Source organism: Niallia yueguangensis, from assembly GCF_052663115.1.
In genome coordinates this window covers 274917-292273 of sequence record NZ_JBQTCX010000002.1, presented here as the reverse complement: position 1 = coordinate 292273, position 17357 = coordinate 274917, and the positions used below count along the sequence as shown (strand labels likewise).

The following is a 17357-nucleotide window of genomic DNA, read 5'->3' as shown; positions in this document are numbered from 1 at the left end:
CTTGATGAAACGAATAAAAAAATGGCCGCCATTACTTTTGGCAGCTTCTGTACTGTTTTCAGGAAGTGCTGCTTCACAGTTCTATTTAGCAAAACCAGTCTCAGCAGAAGTTCAGCAGCCCGCCCCTGATACGCCTCTAGATAAAAATAAACTGCAGCAGCCGATGACGGTAAAAAATGTCGATAAGCTGGAAAATGGCGTAAAGCTTGACTTAGGCAATCAAGAAGCTTATATACGACTGCTTACCTCGGATATGACCAAGGTATCTCTTTTAAACAAAGGAGACGAAGAATTTGCGTCTCCTGGCATTGCCAAAAAAGAATGGCCTGCCCCTGCTCTCAAAATAAAGGAGGAGGATAATCGAATTCTCCTAACCACTGATAGCTTAACAGTCGACATCAAGAAAAACCCTTTCGCAATCAAATATTTAGATAAAAAAGGAAACGTAATCAACGAAGACGATGTAAAAGGATCTGGTTATGAAAACGGGAAGCCCTATGTGTTCAAAAAAACAGACAAAGCTGAAAATTTCTATGGTTTCGGCGAACAAACCGGCGGGTTGAATAAGCGCGGCTATGATATCGGCATGTGGAACACCGATGCATATTCGTATACGAAAGACACGAAATATGTGTATGCGACCATACCATTTTTTATCGGTTTAAAGGACGAGAAGGCATACGGCATTTTTTTCGATAATACGCACCGATCCCACTTCAACATGGCAAAAGAAAGCGATGATTATTATTACTTTTATGCCGACGGCGGCAAACTTACCTATTACTTTATTAAAGGTCCGGAAATTAAAGATGTTGTAGACAGATATACTGATTTAACAGGTAAAATAAATCTGCCGCCAGAATGGTCTCTCGGGTTTCATCAAAGTAAATGGGGCTACTGGCAGGATGACATGACAAGGGTTGCTAAAACATTTCGAGAAAAGCAAATTCCTGCAGATGCCATGTACGCGGACATCGATTATATGAATGACTATCGTGTTTTTACTTGGGGGCCAAAATATCCTAATCCCGATAAGCTGAAGGAAGATATGGATAAGCTAGGCTTTAAATATGTAACGATCAATGATCCAGGTGTTAAAGTGGATGAAAGCTTTGATACGTATCAGGAAGGAACCAAGAATAATTTCTGGGTTAAAAATTCCAATGGCAGCCCCTATGTTGGCTATGTTTGGCCTGGCGAGTCTGTATTCCCCAATTTCCTGAAAAGTAATGTTCGAGATTGGTGGGCGAAAAAGCATAAAGCTCTGTTTGACAAAGGTGTTTCTGGAATTTGGAACGATATGAACGAGCCGGCTGTATTTGGCGGGCCAGGATGGTCCATGCCGCTTGATACCTTCTACGAAGCAGATGACGGCACCGAGAGGAAAAACTTAGAAATTCATAATATTTACGGCCACTTAGAAAACGAAGCGACGTATAATGCTTTTAAAATAAACAAACCGAATATACGCCCTTTTGTGCTCACACGCGCCGCATATGCAGGTACCCAGCGCTATGCTGCAATCTGGACTGGGGACAATACAAGCAACTGGGATCATTTACGCATGACAATCCCGATGAACTCGAATCTTGGATTATCCGGTGCAGCGTTTGTCGGCAATGATATCGGCGGATTTGCAAAACCAACATCGCAGGACATCCCGTCACCGGAACTTTTTGCTCGATGGATAGAAGTTGGCACCTTTGTACCGTTCTCCCGCGACCATTACAGTTGGGATAAAGAGCAAGAACCGTGGGCATTTGGCAAAGAAGTGGAAGACATTAGCCGCAAGTACATTTCCCTGCGCTATGAACTGCTTCCTTACCTGTATAACCAATTTAAACGTACCCATCAAAACGGACAGCCTGTACAGCAGCCGCTTGTGTACAAATTCCAGCATGACCCGAATACGTATAACATTGATGACCAATACTTGTTCGGCGATTCATTGATGATTGCACCTGTAGTAAAACAAGGTGAAACATCCCGTTCTGTGTACTTGCCATCTGGTGCAAAATGGATAGATTATTGGACTGGCGAAGAGTTTGAAGGCGGACAAACGATCCACAAGAAAGCCGATCTCGCCACTCTTCCAATCTATGTAAAGCAAGACTCCATCATTCCTAGACGCGACGTTCAGCAGCACACAGGAGAAAAGCCATTAACGAACTTGATTCTCGATACGCACCTTGACAAAGAGGCAGCACAGACCTTCTATGAAGACGATGCAAATACAGAGGATTACACAAGAGGGGAATATAATCAAACAACCTTTGTTGTAGAACATAAACCCAACTCTATTAGATTCAAACAAAAACAAGAGGTTAACAACTATAAAGATTCAAAATTAGAGCAGTATACGCTGAAATTAAATAAAACAGAAAAGCCATCTAGAATTCAAGCTGGCAAGCATAAATATCAAGAAGTTGGAACACTCGAAGAAACAAAAGGAAAAACGAATGTCTTCTTCTATGATACAAATACAGAAATACTCTATGTCAGCATCCCATCTGATGAAAAGAAAGAAGTAAAAATCCGTTAAGTCAACAAGATGAAGTACTAGAAAAGATGAAAAAATAAGTAGGAACTAAGGAATTTGAAGCAGGACCGGACGGGTTCAGAAATCTCCGAAACGGCAGTCTTTTAAGAGCAAGCTGTTAGCTACATCTTCCTGGCTGAAGAAGAAATGTTTTTTCCTACACGAATGTAGTACTAATAAAAAAAACGACACCCCCAATTGGTAAACAAAACAAACAATGAGGGTGTCGTTTTTTCTATATTTATGTCTAGCTACAAGGCGTAGCTCTCCAACATTATTTCAATCAGAACCAGAAGCAGATAATAGATGGTCTATCTCTTCTGCCGCTTGCATCAGTCCCTTTTTCGGAGAGAGTTCGCCTTGAAAAATTTTATTCATATAAAGCGTGTAGACTTTATCTATTTCATCCCAATTTTCCACCGATGGTCTTTGGAAAGAGTACTCTAGAGCTTCTTGGTAGGAAAGTGTGTAGGAATCCCGATTTACATTCATTGAATCTGCTGCTTCTAAATTAGTCGGAAAAATTCCTGCTCTTGACATCATTAACTGAGCTTCCTTGCTTGTCATCCATCTTAAAAATGTCCAAGCTGCTTCTTTTTCCTCGCTGCCCTTCATAATAACCAGATTTTCTCCATCTAGAAGGGAAGACGGCCCATTGTCATGTGGGAAAGGGATGGCTATCGTACTATTCAACGATCTATATAATTCTTTCTCTGTCCAAATATTATAAAACCAAGGACCTTCACCGGTTATTAGCACATTTCCGCTTTTAACCCCCTCCCAGTTGTCTCCTCCCTCTTCTCCTACCATACGATCAATCAGCCCTTCTTTATAAAGGCCCAACAGCTTTTCCACAGCACGTACTGTTGCTTCTCCATTTAAATAGCCGGTTGCCGTTCTAAATTCAGTATCAGTCAGTGAACCTCCAAGACCATATATATATGGAAGAGTCCTCCAAATGTTGAGCCCTCCTAGTCCAATGCGGTATCGCTCTTTTCCTGCAAGTTCTAGTATTTCCTCCATAGTATGGGGAGGCTGTGAATATCCGGCTTTCTCTAAAAGCTCCCGATTAAAAATAGCCACCTGTATATATAAATCCATTGGAAGGGAATAATATTTATTCTCATTGAAGCCTGCTGACAATGTCTTGTTGTTAAGAGCATGAAGGACTTTTTGAAAATCTGGAAAGTCATTCAAAGGCATAAGCAGCTTATTTTTGTAAAAATCCGGAACCCAGGCCACTTTCATTCGCACGACATCTGGTCCGTGATTAGAGAAAGCACGGGCAATCAATGTATTTTTCAGCCCATTGTTATAAGGCTTTCTTACAGAAACTACTTTAATGCTAGGAAATTTCTGTTCAAAAGAAGGGATCATCTGTCGTTCTAGAATTCGGCTTTCTTTATCACTGTAAGTATGCCAAAACTCGATCGTTTGCACATTATTTTTATTGTATGGTTGGACCTTTTCCTTTGTAATAATCTTGGATTTTTCGCATCCAGCGACTAAAACAACCAGCATAATAATAACTATCCATCTAAGTATCATTCTGCCTTTCTCTTCCCTTCCTGGCTATCGGATGCCAAAGGTTTTCCAAGTATAATGCGGACAGTTGTTCCTTCTCCAAGACTGCTTGTAATCATCCACTTAGAGCAGCGAGCATAATAGAACCGCAGCGTATCGTAGACATGAAGCAGACCGATGCCCATTTCCCCTTCCGCTATAGCGTCCTCTTGATTGGATAATATCTTTATCTTTTCTTTAGAGATTCCGAGACCATTGTCCGAAACGGTAAATTCCGTGTAGCCTCTCTTTCTTGTCCGTACTTGGATCATGATGCGGCCGTCCGTTTCCTTAGGAACAATACCATGAAAAATGGCATTTTCCACCAATGGCTGAAGGAGCATTCGAGGAATTACCAATTCCTTCGCTTCCGCATCTACATTAATATCTAAAATAAAAGATTTTTCGTACCGCATCTCCAAAATGGCAATATATTTTTTTAAAAAGTCCAATTCCTCCTCTAACGTTATCATAATGCCGCTTTTGCCCATATGGGAATCCAAGAGGCTGATCAATGCTTTCAAGCATATTGACGCCCTATCATTCTCATTCGATTTAATAAACCACCATAGCATATTCAAGGTATTCAGCAGAAAATGGGGATGAATACGATGCATCGCAGCCCGCAGCTTTGCCTGAAGCTTCTCCCCCTGCTCTTCCTTCACCTGAAAGATAAGCTGTTCTATTTCTTCAAGCATACTGTTAAACTGCTGGCTCAAGAGACCTATTTCATCATTGGATCTCACATTTGTCCTTACTGTTAAATCACCATTCTTGACCTTCTGCATATCAAGGGCAAGCCGATTAATAGGCTTTGTAATCCTGCCAACCATTAGCAGTCCAACTGCTATGGAAAGCAGCGCAAGAAAACCGGAGGAAATGAAGAGAAAAATCTGAAGCCGATCCAATTCTCCCGTGATTTCATGAACAGGCACTGTACCTACAATCATCCATCCGTTGCTCAGCGGCTGCTTGATTCCATAATAAGGAGTTTTATTCAAGGTATATTCAAATTCGGCAAAATCTTTGTCCATAATATGTTTGCGCAAATTAGGGATTTCTACTCTTTTGTTAATTAATTTAAGATCAGGGTGGATCATAATTTTCCCTTCTGAATCGACAACGAAAAATTTCCCCGTCTTTCCCAGCTGCAACTGATCAAGTACATTTAAGATAGAACGGCCATTCAAATTTACTTGAATAAATCCGATGCGGTTTCTATCTTTAAAATTTTTCAGCACCCTCCCAATAGGAAGAATCAGTTCAGTATTAGCTCCCCCTCCAATTAAGCGGTCATACTGCAGCTCTTGCCAAACCAGACCGCCATCCTTCTGTTTAGCTTCTTCAATCCACTCCTGATCAGAAGCACGCATCCGTATTAGCTTGTACATGGACGAATTATACATATATGGGGAAAAAACGCTTCCTGCCCAGTTATTTTCCCCTTCTTTCCATACATAAACATTTTCAACAAAGGAATTCGAATAAACAACTTGGTTTAACATGCTGTTCATATATTGAAAAGTCTCGCCCTGCTCTTCCACCTCGTTTCTGTTTATATTCATAACCGAGGCCTGAATGTCTGTACTGCTAAAGATTAGATCCGATGTATCACTTCCCGATTTAAAAATAAAAGAAAGAGACTCTGCTGTTTGTTTTGCAATTTGAATGGTATTTTCCCGTACGTTTTTTTTCACAACGGAAGTAGATTCTATATTAAAAGCAAAACTTAAAATAAAGGTAGGAAATAAGATAACAAATAAAAAAACTAGTATTATCTTAAATACAAAGCGGTTGGAAAACTTGAGCGTTCGAATCATGGAGAGTCCACCTTTATTGGTTTTCTCCAAGTATACATGAAATGTCAGGAAAATTTAAAGGTACTTAAATAAGATGATAAATGAACTAGAACCTTCTACTATATATGTATTTTCACTGAGTATATCGCCCTCTTTTTCTGGTTTACAGTTTTCGAAACTTTTTCCAAATAAGCAGAAATAAACAGCTTTACTATAGTATGGCGGATCAAACTAACTAGTTGCCAATTTTTTCTTAATACCGCAGTGTATGTATACTTATCCTGTGTTAGAAATCAACGGAAGTCCTGAGTATGTCAGAAGCGCTTGTGAAGCTAGTTTGAAAAGACTGCAGACCGATTACATTGATTTGTACTATTTGCATCGTTTAGATCCAAGAGTCCCAATTGAAGAAACAGTGGTCGCAATGAAACGATTAGTCGAAGAAGGAAAAGTGCGTCATATTGGACTGTCAGAAGTTTCTTCCCAAACGATAAAACGAGCGCATAAAGTTCATCCGATCGCCGCATTACAATCTGAGTTTTCGATTTGGACGAGAGATGTAGAGACAGAAATATTACCTACTTGCCAGACACTAGGCATTACAATGGGGTACCTTATAGTTCACTAGGCAGAGGATTTCTAACAGGTAAAATCGTTTCTGTTGATGAACTTGATTCAAACGACTTTAGAAGAAAATCGCCAAGGTTTCAAGGGGATAACTTAAGTACAACTACAGTTAGTAAGGCTGATTGAAGAGTTAGCAGAACAGCTAAACATATCCTCTACCCTATTAGCTCTTGCTTGGCTATTAGCAAAAGGCGACAACATTTACCAATTCCAGGAACAAAAAGAATACAATATTTGCAGGAAAACATTAGTGCAGTGGATGTTCTTTTGCCAGAGGACATCAAAAATAAATTAGATGAAATAGCCCCAATTGGCGCAGCCGCTGGTGAGAGGTACCATGAAGCTGGGATTAGTTTGATCGATAAATAACTTTAGGTTGTATTTTCCCCTTCTTTTACGATAGTGCTTGTATAGGAAGGGGAGTAATGGGATTTTTTTGTTTGTGATATAAAGAGGAATTTAAATGAATTGTTATGAAGAATGTGGTGTAAACAAAGATCCTTTCCTTCCTTTACTTGTTTTTAAAAATAGCAATTTCTCTCTCATTACGCACTGCTTTTTCCCATATAAAGTCCTGATCTATCTTTATTATGTTAGTTTTTCTAAGATTTGGCCATGACGTTCTTCATTCTTATTTTCCATCTCCTCTAGTTTATTATCAATTTTCATTTCTATCACATGTAGTTTTTGATTCGTGTTTCCTACCATTTTAACTAATTGCGTCAACACATTCTCAATTCTATCTAGTCTTTCCTCTTGCATTTCTTTCACCTCCCACTTTACAATTTCAAAAAGAAAGAGACAGCAATTAGATAACTGCCTCTTCCTTTATCCTTTTTACTGCGCCTCTTCATTCCAATTGAAAATTTCACCATCATTCTGTTCTGGCAAAAATGGTACGATGGTCGATTTATCCTTAGACTTTCCCATTAGCGCCTTAATCTGTCTTCCAATATTTTTTTTATTTTCATTTGAAACGAGTCCAAAAGGCAATTCAGCCGCTCTACCAAAATAAATGGTTGTTCGTTTATTGTTGCTTAACTTGACTTTTTTACTATTAATTAAGTACGGCCTATCCTTTTGTAATGTATAGATAGTTTCCCAATCACTTACTGATTCGAATTGGATTTTGCCAAGATGTTCTCCAGCAACTGAAATGAAGATAATATCAGGCTGTAGATAATCGACTAATTGATGCCAAAGTTGAACACCTTTTGTTTGCAGTTCTTTTTGTACATTTTTGCTTAAATCATCCCAGGTAGGATGAATTGCTAACGGTAAGCAAATATCTGTATGGAGAGCCATATTTTCTTTACCAGCATAAAAACTAGCATCCAATCCATTCAATAAATATTCAAAGGAAGAATTGTACCAATCTTTATATGGATTTTCTTCAAAATAATGCTCTAACGCGTCAATGTATTGTTGATCAAAATGGTAATAATGGTCTTGTTTCATCGATTGAAATCTTTGGAAAGGGTCTGTTTTAGGAAAATCCCTCTTTGAAGGACTCAGACCAACTGTTATGATACGAATAGGGGATTCAAAATATTTTTTGCTGTTGCCAAAATATAAAATTGGCATCGAAGGTTTAACTACATACGAAAAATCTTTGTGTGTTTCATACATGTCCCAATACGCTTTAATTAAATGGTTTAGTTTTGCCTCTTGAATAACAATAAAAATCATCCTTTCAATTTTATTACAAACTACTTGCAAAGTTATCATTATTTTCTTAATATTTATATTTCGCTTTTACTACGAGCAATTCCTTCCTATTATTATGTCCCTTAAAAATATTTTTTCGTGCATTTGTTTATATTCTTCTTTTTCCGCGATACTTCCAGTTTTTCCGCGTTTCTCTGCTTTTTTCCGCCGTCGCACCTCTTTTTGCAAAACGACAACCTTTCTTTCTGTAGATGCCCCGAATGGCTGCTATCCAGTCTCCCTTCTTTACATCATAAAAGGGCGCCCATTTCTGAGCACCCCCTCTTTCATTTTACTTTTTCTCGTTGTGGAAAATAATCATTACCCACTGTTTCTCCCTGCAAGAAAGCCAACGAATCATTACTTCCCCTATTTCTTTTAAAATTTAGCAATGGAAAAACCAATTCAGCAAAATGATACGCTTCTTCCAAATGCGGATATCCGGAGAAGATAAACGACTCAATCCCTATTTCTTGGTATTCTTTAATTCGCGCTGCCACAGATTCAGGGCTGCCGACCAATGCTGTTCCCGCACCACCGCGTGTCAATCCTACCCCAGCCCACAAGTTAGGGCTGATTTCTAATTTACTGCGGTCGCCTTTATGCAGTTCAAACATTCTTCTTTGTCCTGTTGAATCTTGACGGCTAAGTGTTGTTTGGGCTTTTGCTATCACATCGTCATCTACATACTTAATTAATCGTTCTGCAGCTTCCCATGCTTCCGCTTCTGTTTCTCTGACAATCACGTGAAGACGGATGCCAAAGCGGACCGTTCTGCCTTTTTTCTCCGCTTTCGCTTTTACTGATGCAATTTTTTCTTTCACTTGTTCAAGCGGCTCCCCCCAAGTCAAGTAAACATCTGTATGTTCAGCCGCCACTTCCTGTCCTGCTTCTGATGATCCTCCAAAATAAATTGGCGGCCGTGGAGATTGATACGCAGGAAATAACAAGCTACTATTTTCTACTCTAATATGCTCTCCATCAAAATTTACATCGTCTCCTTCTAAAAGAGATTTCCATACTTTCATAAACTCATCTGTTTGTTGATAGCGTTCATCATGCGATAAGAAAACACCATCACCAGCTAGTTCAACAGGATCCCCACCAGCTACAACATTAATCAGTAATCTTCCTTCTGAAATATGATCTAAAGCAGAAGCCATTCTTGCCGCAACTGGTGGCTGCATTAATCCTGGCCGCACCGCTACTAAAAATTTAAGATATCTTGTTTCAGCTGCTAATGCAGAAGCAGTAATCCATGGATCTTGGCAGGATCGTCCTGTCGGCAATAACACCCCTGTATAGCCTAATTGATCTGCTGCCTGCGCGATTTGTTTTAAATAAGGATATTTAAAAGATCTTCCTCCTGTAGGTGTACCTAAATAATGACCGTCCCCGTGAGTAGGTATAAACCAAAGTATTTCCATTTTCATCTCTCCCATCCTTTTAAAAATTAGTTTTTCCCTTGGTAACTATCTCGCCATTTTAATAATCTTTTTTCCAATACTCTGACAAAGGAGTCTGTTAACTTCCCTACTACTGCAAAAATAATAATTCCTACAAAAACAACACTTGTTTGTGAAAATTGCCTTGCATCCATAATCATATAGCCAATGCCAGCAGTTGAGCCCATCAGTTCCGCAACGACTAGCCCTAGCCATGCAACGCCAAGTGATAAGCGAACTCCTAATAAGATATTTGGAAGTGCCGCTGGCAAAATCAACTTCGTCATCTGTTTTAAGGGACTAAATTCCAATACTTTTGCCACTTCAAATAATTTTTTGTCGACCCCTCTTATTCCTTGAAAAGTGTTTATATATATAGGAAAGAAAGCACCCATGCTAATTAATAAAACCTTAGAAATCTCGCCAAATCCAAACCATAAAATGAATAAAGGCGTTACTGCTAAATGCGGAACAGTCCGCAGCATTTGCAAAGAAGGATCTAAATAATCCTCTGATTTTCTGGAAAACCCGACGATTGCTCCTAAAATAATTCCTATGCCTCCCCCTAATAAGAAACCAACAACAGCACGCCAAATGCTTATTTTCAAATTAGCCCATAATTCTCCTGAAACAATTAGGTCTTTAAACGATAGAACGATTTCTTGTGGCGTGGGCAGTACAATGGGAGAAACTAATTGCAAAGTTCCAACTAATTGCCAAACAGCAAGGATAATAACAGGAAGAACCAGTCCCTTTAGAATCGTTTGCGCAATCCCTTTTTTCCCTTTCTCTCGTTTTCTTGCTGTAACCTTTACTGGTTGCACTTGACCAGCGATTGCCTTTACGTCACTCATCATTTTCCACCTTCCTCTTTCGAAGACTTTAGTGCTTCCTCAATAAACGAATTATCAACTACTTCTTTTACATCAATTTTTTTGCGAATCGCACCAATGCGATATTGAAAATCCGCCGTTTCCTGTTGTGCTTGGATTATTTCATCCGTCACAGGATTATTCGTTGCCTCTGTATTATTTAAAACACTCTCTACTATCTTTTTATCTAGTTTTTTTGCTTTTGCATAAATATCGACGACTTCTTCTCTATGTTCTTTTTGGTAAGTTACTGCTTTTTGTATCACCTGTAAAAATCTCACCGTTTCCTTAGGATGCTGATCGGAAAAGTCACTTCGAACAAGCAAGAAAGCCGGAGAGTATAGGTTATCTAGTGCTTCTCCATTCGCAAGCACCTTTGCCCCATTATTAATGGTTTCAATAGAGATAAATGGTTCCCATATTGACCACGCATCTACTGAACCACTATCAAAAGCTGGCTTCGCTTCATCTGGCTGTAATTGAATTACTTGTACATCATCTGGCTTCAACCCTGCTTTATCGATCGCCTTATAAAGAAAATCAAATCCACTGCTTCCTTTTGCAACTGCTACCTTTTTGCCTTTTAAATCTTGAATACTCTTAATATCACTATCTTTATTTACTAAAATGGCATTTCCTTTTAAACCATCTTGATAAACTGACAGTTCTTTAAATCCAATTCCTGCTGCCTGTGCAGCAATAACTGGTGAATTTCCAACACCTGCAAAATCAATTTTCCCAGCTGAAACTCCCTCAAATTGCGGAGGACCACTTTGAAACTCCGTCCACTTTACTTGTATGCCATCCTTTTTAAATTCTTCTTCAAACCAACCTTTCTCCTTCGCCAACAAAAGCGGCGTTAAGCTTTGTTGGATAGCGATATTAATCACTTTTAGCTTTTCCTTGCTGCCGGCACTTTGTTTAGCACCGCATCCTGTTAAAAGCAAAAGTAGAAATACTGTAAAAATAATAGTTGTCTTTTTCATCGTTGATTCCCCCAATTAGTTAGATGCCTAGTCCCTCTATATAAGATTCGTTCTCCGTATGTTCAAATTCTTTTAAAACACTTTGCCTGAATGTCTGAAAATCCGGCGAAGTTCGATTTCTTGGATAAGATAATGGAATTTTCAGCTCTTTGTAAACCTTTCCTGGCTTTGCCTTCATAATCGCCAATCTGTTTCCTAAATATATGGATTCCTCGATATCATGTGTTACTAGAATCATGGCCATTTTTTTCTTTTGCCAAATATCCAACAGAACATCCTGCAGGTGCTTCCTAGTAAAAGCATCCAGTGCTCCAAATGGTTCATCCAGCAATAAAACTTCCGGCTCGCGCAATAGCGCTCTTGCAATTGCCACCCGCTGTGACATGCCGCCAGACAATTCTTTCGGATACAATTTCTCTGAACCTTTTAATCTTACAATCTCAATCAGCTCATCCACTTTTCTTCGCACTTCTTTATTTTTTAAAGACAGGTCAGCTGCAATATTTTCTTCCACCGTTAGCCATGGAAATAGCCGATGTTCTTGAAAAATAAATCCTTGTTGAATGCCGGCTCCTTTTACAATTCGGTCATTAATCGTAATTGTCCCTTCATAATTTGTATCAAGACCGGCTATGATTTTTAGCAAGGTGCTTTTCCCACATCCGCTTGGACCAATTATCGTAAGGAAATCCTGCTTCTCAATTGCTAGATTAATAGTTTCCAGCGCCTTTACTTGTTTACTTCCTTGAGTAAATGATTTATTTTTTACCACCACTGAAATTGCCATTTTATCGCCCCTCTCTACTTCTCCAATAAAAGTAAACTGTATGTATTTCAACAAAAACAAATTAATTCGATAAATTTAATCGGTTTTAAAGCCATTTTTCCCCTTCCCCTTTATAGCTTATAAAAAAAGACATATTTTCCGCCATCTAAATGGAGAAAATATGCCTTCGGTTTTCCGATCAGCTATTAAGATTTCTTGAATAGCATTGTAATACAAAGTTTCCCACGTTGTCAACTTGGTTTTGTTGCATTTTTCAAAATAATTATTTAATTAATTTTCTTTTCGTATAGATTGTTTTTATTTAACCCGCGGACGAGTGCCGAGCCCAATGTCATCAAGCTGAATTTCAAAAAACAGGAAAATAAGTAGCTAATTAGGAAGTAAGGGTTTCCGTTCTGTTCTCCGAGGCTTACCGCTCGCTTTCCACGGGGCGAGCGCCGAGCCTCCTCGTCGCTTTGCTCCTGTGGGGTCTCGTCTGTCTCGCTAATCCCGTAGGAGTCGAGCGAACGCCTCTCCAAACAAATGAGGTATTTCTTTTACATAAAGGATATCCAATAAATAGGATCTAAAAAAAGACAATAGGATGCCATTGCACGTGCAAGTTCTACAGACGAGCCTTTCGCAACCCCGAAGGCATCCTTTAACCTTTTCGAATTGTTCATTTCAAGGATAGACGCATCAATAGCGAATAGACGAAATACCATAAAAAAATCAACGCTACTATTGTTTAGCAATAATACCTTGTAATGAAATTCGAAAAAAAGAACTTATTCTAAAACAGGTTGCTTGTAACGGAGGGTGCGAAGACTCCTGCGGGAAATGTGAGAAAGCTGAGACCCCGCAAGGCAGCGCCGAGGAGGCTCAGCTCCCACCCCGCGGAAAGCGAAGCAACCCGTAGTGGAAAGCAACCTCAACAATAAAAAACAAGCCTCCCTTTTTATTGCTCTAAACCGAGTCATATCAAGATTTGCAAATGAATTTGAAGGTGCGAAGTTTGAGTTAATTATAAATAAAATTTCAGAATAGGGGTCTAACTTCTTTTAATACTTTACTGATAACAGCAGCCACTGCATGTTGTTCATGATGAACAGTCACTGTATCAGCTACATGTTTCAATCCAGGATGTGCATTATCAACTGCAATCCCAATGTCAGCTTTCTTAAGCAAGGTTACATCATTTAGATGATCTCCAATTGCGATTGTCTTATATGCTTCCACCTGCAACATTTTCTTTAGATGCATCAACGCCTCGCCTTTCGACACACCTTTTGGCAAGATTTCCAGATAATTTGCTTCTGAATAAACTAGATCACACTTTATTTCCAGACCAACAATAAATTGTTCTACCTCTTTCACCTTTTCCTCATCAGAACCAATGATTACTATTTTTGTAATAGCACTTGCATCTAATTCGACAAAGTCCGGATGATACGATCCGCCTAAGTCCTTGCATTCTACTCCATCTTTTTCTTCATAGATTTCCACCGTTCTATTTCGCAATGGTGTATATATGTTAGAGCGATAATAAATGAATACAGATGTTTCTTCTTTGTGCAGAGAGCAAATAGCTTCAAAAGCAAACTTATCTATTTTTAATTGTTTTTCATATAATACATTTTTGGTGACTGGACAGTAAATTTTTGCCCCATTATACAAAATCAGTGGGATATTAATTCCTAATTGCTCCACAAACGGAGCGACCGACTGCTCTATTCGACCGGTTGCAAATGTAAATAAGCCACCGTTTTTTATAAAAGATAAAATTGCCGCTTTATTCGCTGCGCTAATTTTTTTCCGTTGATTTAACAATGTTCCATCAAGATCTGACACAAGCAGCGTATCCTGACAAGTCTTGACACTCTCTACTGCCTTCATTATGAATGCTGCTTTACTTGCTCTGCAACGAGCATCTTTTTAATCATATCCGCAGCTCGTACTTTCGTCGGTAAGCAAGGGGAAATCTCTATTTTATACGCTCCATTAGCAATGCTTTGTTTCAGTTGCTTAACCGTCGTACATTCCTCATCAAAAACGTTCACAATACTGCCTACTTGCATCGGGTAGTGTGTATCGCTTCCTCCTACAACCGGTTTATCATAGCGCTTAGCAAACTGATACACTTGCTCGCGCATTTCTTCCACACCACCGTAGTTCAAGTCCTTCCCATTTAAATCAAAGCAATCCACTTGCATTAAGTCTTCCTCTGGAATACGGAGAAGCGGATTGGATGAACGTAAAGGATGAGCCCCGATGCAAAGAATATCAAAAGGTTGACATATGCTTAATAGTGTTTTCATCGACACAAACGTATCTTCTGTTTCATAACCGATTAATTGTAAACGAATGGCTCTAATATCTTCTCTATCTCCGATTATGAGAATATGTCCCCCCTCCTTTACATCCACCTCCATACCAGGGAAAAGACGGAATCCATCAATATCATAATAATCTTGCTTGTACTCATAGCGCTCGTTTAAAAAATCATAAATATCCAAAAACCGTTTTGTATTAAAATGCTCTGTTAAAGTGATAGCTGTCAGGCCTTCTTGCTTCGCCTCATTAATCATGCTAGTAAAATATTCTTCCGAGAAGTCTACCTTCTTATTAAGCTTTACGTGTAAGTGAAAATCGATTTTCATATCTATTATCTCCTCTTTATAAAATCTATTAATCTAATCTTTACATCCTTGAAATAAAATTGACGTTTACCTCTCCCTCTGTTCACGTATAATAAATATATTGAAGAAAAAGTGAGGTTTTTCTATTGGTTCGTCAAATGTTTACTTGGAAGGTAGAAGAAATGTCTACCAATCAAAAAAAAATAGCTGACTATATCGAAAAAAATATAAACCGCATTCCGTATTTAACGGTTCAGGAAATAGCAGATGAACTAGATATCAGCATCGCTTCTGTCTCCCGTTTTTGGAAAACATGCGGCTACAAAAATTTGAAAGATTTTAAGCAGCAGTTAAGTGAAAAGTTAGGAATTACTCCCTTTCATAAAATGAGCAACTTTATAAAAAAAGTCAGCGACGGCGATGACTTGCCGACTAATATGATGAAGCTTGGCATACAATACTTAACCGAAACATCCGAATGGCTTTCAAGAGAAGCTTTTTCTGAATCGATTCAGGCAATCTTGCATGCAAGCAATACGCATATTTTTGCTCCTGGATATTCCAACTCATTAGGAGAAATGCTACGATATCGTTTACGCCGCAACGGCTTATCCATTCATTTAATGGAAACGAAAAACAATGAAATTTTCGAAACACTTATGCATTTGACGAACATGGATCTTGTCATCGTGTTTGCTTTTTCCAATATTGCAAGTGAAACGAAGATTATTTTCGACTATGCGAAAAAAGCAGGGTATCAAACGATTTTAATTACCGATCTTCTCGTTTCGGAATTAATAGAAGATGCTGACATCGTTCTGCACACATACCGTGGTCAAAAATGGGAATATCATTCGATGGTCGCTCCTACCATCTTAATTGAAAGCTTGATTGTTGGTGTCGGTATGGAAAACGAACAAACGTCTTTAGCAAAGCTTGAACATTTAAATAAGTTGAGAAAGCAATACAGTTCCTTTTAAGAAAAGCGTAGGCGCCTTGTTCAGCTCTGAAGAAAAATGTTCACATGACTCAAAAAGTGCTTTTTACTTTTAGAGGCATGGGGTTATTTTTCACAAGAGCTAGGCGCTGGCCGGCTAATGCGCCACGTCCTGTGGCGACGCCGGCACTAGTACATCCTGTACGTCGGAGCTAGACACCCGTCAAAGTTCAAAAAACTTTCTTATCTTCTCAAAAAATAACCAAATGAAAGCGACGAATCTCTGTGTTGACTTGCTTCTAATTTGTTCCCTTTTTGAACACACACTTTACGTTACAAGACGGTTTGTGCAACCTGTTTTTCCTCATTTTTAGAATGAGGTTTAGATGAAATCAGTTGTTCAGACTTTTTATTATAGACATTAATCTTTTCGGATGGGATTGTAGCCCAAACTATCCCATCTAAAGGATAAACGGCCTCCCCCATTTCCTTTGCAAGCAACGTAATTCCATCTTTTTCAAGCTGAATAAGCGTTTCTGAACCCGCAGGCATCACAGATGTAACACGACATTGGATCCCATCTGCTATTGGATCTGCGGAAACTAGGATGTCTTCCGGTTTAACCGCTACGATAATTTCTTCCGTTTCCGGCATTTCTACAACTGGGAGTTTCAGTTTTCCAAACGGTAATATTGCATACGACTGCCCTTGTTCTATTAAATATCTTCCATAAACAAAATTATTTTTCGGATTGCCAATAAAATCAGCCACTTTAAGATGATTTGGATAACGGTACAAATCAGATGGGTTATCTACTTGAATCAATTTTCCTTCAAAGAAAACCGCTATTTTTGTTGACATCGTTAACGCTTCGATTTGATCATGCGTCACATAGATAATCGTTGTATTCAATTCACGGTGCAGCCTTTTTAATTCTGTTCTCATTTCAATGCGCAGCTTTGCGTCTAAATTTGACAAAGGTTCATCCAATAACAGAATTTTCGGTTCGGTCACGATTGCTCTTGCTATTGCTACACGCTGCTGCTGTCCACCTGATAATTCTGATGGAAATCTGTCTTGATATTCTGCCATATGCAGCTTTTTCAGTGCTTGTTCTACCTTTATTTTGATCTGATTTTTCGGCATTTTCTGCACGGTTAAACCAAAAGCAACATTGTCAAAAACAGTCATATGGGGCCACAGTGCATAGCTTTGAAACACAAGATTTAAATCTCGCTTAGAAGGGTCTTTAAAGTAATGCTTCGCTGCATCCGCTACTGTAGAGCCATTGATATGAATGATGCCTTCTTCAATATTCTCCAATCCTGCAATGACCCGAAGCGTCGTTGTTTTCCCACAGCCAGATGGACCAAGGAAGGTCATAAAATCTCCTTCTTCAATCGTAAGGTTTATATTTTTTAAAACTTGTTTATTATCAAAGAATTTACTGACATTTTTTAATTGAATGATGCTCATG

The 17357-nt window shown here is 38.8% G+C and carries 15 protein-coding genes; 4 read left to right on the top strand and 11 right to left on the bottom strand.

Translation table 11 applies throughout. The annotated features are described in order from the left end of the window. The first annotated feature begins 4 nt into the window (after positions 1–4). On the top strand, positions 5–2542 hold the full coding sequence (locus ACTYA4_RS03005) for a glycoside hydrolase family 31 protein (protein WP_445505515.1): 2538 nt from the start codon (positions 5–7) through the stop codon (positions 2540–2542). 276 nt (positions 2543–2818) lie between these two features. Here ACTYA4_RS03005 and ACTYA4_RS03000 read toward each other — a convergent pair whose 3' ends face one another. Continuing rightward, positions 2819–4087 carry an extracellular solute-binding protein gene (locus ACTYA4_RS03000; RefSeq protein ID WP_445505491.1) on the bottom strand — a complete coding sequence of 423 codons (1269 nt, stop codon included), beginning with the start codon at positions 4085–4087 and terminating at the stop codon, positions 2819–2821. Further along, a complete protein-coding gene (locus tag ACTYA4_RS02995; RefSeq protein ID WP_445505490.1) occupies positions 4084–5922 on the bottom strand; it encodes a sensor histidine kinase in 1839 nt (612 codons plus the stop codon). Before ACTYA4_RS02995 ends, ACTYA4_RS03000 begins: the two co-directional genes overlap by 4 nt. A gap of 316 nt (positions 5923–6238) precedes the next feature. On the opposite strand from ACTYA4_RS02995, the gene ACTYA4_RS02990 reads away from it, so the two are divergent. After that, the gene (locus ACTYA4_RS02990; protein WP_445505489.1) at positions 6239–6529 is read left to right on the top strand and encodes an aldo/keto reductase; all 291 of its coding nucleotides are present in this window, start codon (positions 6239–6241) and stop codon (positions 6527–6529) included. A 233-nt stretch (positions 6530–6762) separates the two neighbouring features. Beyond that, positions 6763–6897 carry a hypothetical protein gene (locus tag ACTYA4_RS02985; RefSeq protein WP_443481995.1) on the top strand — a complete coding sequence of 45 codons (135 nt, stop codon included), beginning with the start codon at positions 6763–6765 and terminating at the stop codon, positions 6895–6897. 219 nt (positions 6898–7116) lie between these two features. Here the strand turns inward: ACTYA4_RS02985 and ACTYA4_RS02980 are convergent, their stop codons facing one another. From ACTYA4_RS02980 to ACTYA4_RS02945, 8 genes are all read right to left on the bottom strand, one after another. Next, complete coding sequence (locus ACTYA4_RS02980) at positions 7117–7290, bottom strand: hypothetical protein (protein ID WP_443481996.1); 174 nt, start codon at positions 7288–7290, stop codon at positions 7117–7119. A 75-nt stretch (positions 7291–7365) separates the two neighbouring features. After that, positions 7366–8256: a Brig3 family anti-phage DNA glycosylase gene (locus tag ACTYA4_RS02975; protein WP_445505488.1), complete on the bottom strand. Its 891-nt coding sequence runs from the start codon at positions 8254–8256 to the stop codon at positions 7366–7368. A gap of 266 nt (positions 8257–8522) precedes the next feature. Beyond that, on the bottom strand, positions 8523–9662 hold the full coding sequence (ssuD, locus tag ACTYA4_RS02970) for an FMNH2-dependent alkanesulfonate monooxygenase (protein ID WP_445505487.1): 1140 nt from the start codon (positions 9660–9662) through the stop codon (positions 8523–8525). Positions 9663–9688: 26 nt separating this feature from the next. Further along, complete coding sequence (locus ACTYA4_RS02965; RefSeq protein ID WP_443481999.1) at positions 9689–10534, bottom strand: ABC transporter permease; 846 nt, start codon at positions 10532–10534, stop codon at positions 9689–9691. Continuing rightward, a complete protein-coding gene (locus ACTYA4_RS02960) occupies positions 10534–11538 on the bottom strand; it encodes an aliphatic sulfonate ABC transporter substrate-binding protein (RefSeq protein WP_445505486.1) in 1005 nt (334 codons plus the stop codon). Before ACTYA4_RS02960 ends, ACTYA4_RS02965 begins: the two co-directional genes overlap by 1 nt. A gap of 19 nt (positions 11539–11557) precedes the next feature. Then, positions 11558–12325: an ABC transporter ATP-binding protein gene (locus ACTYA4_RS02955; RefSeq protein WP_445505485.1), complete on the bottom strand. Its 768-nt coding sequence runs from the start codon at positions 12323–12325 to the stop codon at positions 11558–11560. A gap of 1017 nt (positions 12326–13342) precedes the next feature. Continuing rightward, positions 13343–14200, bottom strand: coding sequence for a Cof-type HAD-IIB family hydrolase (locus ACTYA4_RS02950; protein ID WP_445505484.1), 858 nt, complete (start codon positions 14198–14200; stop codon positions 13343–13345). Next, a complete protein-coding gene (locus ACTYA4_RS02945) occupies positions 14200–14964 on the bottom strand; it encodes a PHP-associated domain-containing protein (protein WP_443482002.1) in 765 nt (254 codons plus the stop codon). Before ACTYA4_RS02945 ends, ACTYA4_RS02950 begins: the two co-directional genes overlap by 1 nt. Before the next feature lie 125 nt (positions 14965–15089). On the opposite strand from ACTYA4_RS02945, the gene ACTYA4_RS02940 reads away from it, so the two are divergent. Next, positions 15090–15923 (top strand): MurR/RpiR family transcriptional regulator, encoded by an 834-nt coding sequence (locus ACTYA4_RS02940; protein WP_443482003.1) that lies wholly within the window; start codon positions 15090–15092, stop codon positions 15921–15923. A 290-nt stretch (positions 15924–16213) separates the two neighbouring features. Here ACTYA4_RS02940 and ACTYA4_RS02935 read toward each other — a convergent pair whose 3' ends face one another. Further along, the gene (locus ACTYA4_RS02935) at positions 16214–17356 is read right to left on the bottom strand and encodes an ABC transporter ATP-binding protein (RefSeq protein WP_445505483.1); all 1143 of its coding nucleotides are present in this window, start codon (positions 17354–17356) and stop codon (positions 16214–16216) included. Position 17357 lies beyond the last annotated feature (1 nt).

Bases quoted from the DNA above. Each gene is read 5' to 3' on its own strand.
- ACTYA4_RS02995 (WP_445505490.1), bottom strand. From the start codon at position 5,922: ATGATTCGAACGCTCAAGTTTTCCAACCGCTTTGTATTTAAGATAATA.
- ACTYA4_RS02950 (WP_445505484.1), bottom strand. From the start codon at position 14,200: ATGAAGGCAGTAGAGAGTGTCAAGACTTGTCAGGATACGCTGCTTGTG.
- ACTYA4_RS02955 (WP_445505485.1), bottom strand. From the start codon at position 12,325: ATGGCAATTTCAGTGGTGGTAAAAAATAAATCATTTACTCAAGGAAGT.
- ACTYA4_RS02980 (WP_443481996.1), bottom strand. From the start codon at position 7,290: ATGCAAGAGGAAAGACTAGATAGAATTGAGAATGTGTTGACGCAATTA.
- ACTYA4_RS02945 (WP_443482002.1), bottom strand. From the start codon at position 14,964: ATGAAAATCGATTTTCACTTACACGTAAAGCTTAATAAGAAGGTAGAC.
- ACTYA4_RS03005 (WP_445505515.1), top strand. From the start codon at position 5: ATGAAACGAATAAAAAAATGGCCGCCATTACTTTTGGCAGCTTCTGTA.
- ssuD (WP_445505487.1), bottom strand. From the start codon at position 9,662: ATGGAAATACTTTGGTTTATACCTACTCACGGGGACGGTCATTATTTA.
- ACTYA4_RS02965 (WP_443481999.1), bottom strand. From the start codon at position 10,534: ATGAGTGACGTAAAGGCAATCGCTGGTCAAGTGCAACCAGTAAAGGTT.
- ACTYA4_RS02975 (WP_445505488.1), bottom strand. From the start codon at position 8,256: ATGATAACTTTGCAAGTAGTTTGTAATAAAATTGAAAGGATGATTTTT.
- ACTYA4_RS02935 (WP_445505483.1), bottom strand. From the start codon at position 17,356: ATGAGCATCATTCAATTAAAAAATGTCAGTAAATTCTTTGATAATAAA.
- ACTYA4_RS03000 (WP_445505491.1), bottom strand. From the start codon at position 4,087: ATGATACTTAGATGGATAGTTATTATTATGCTGGTTGTTTTAGTCGCT.
- ACTYA4_RS02960 (WP_445505486.1), bottom strand. From the start codon at position 11,538: ATGAAAAAGACAACTATTATTTTTACAGTATTTCTACTTTTGCTTTTA.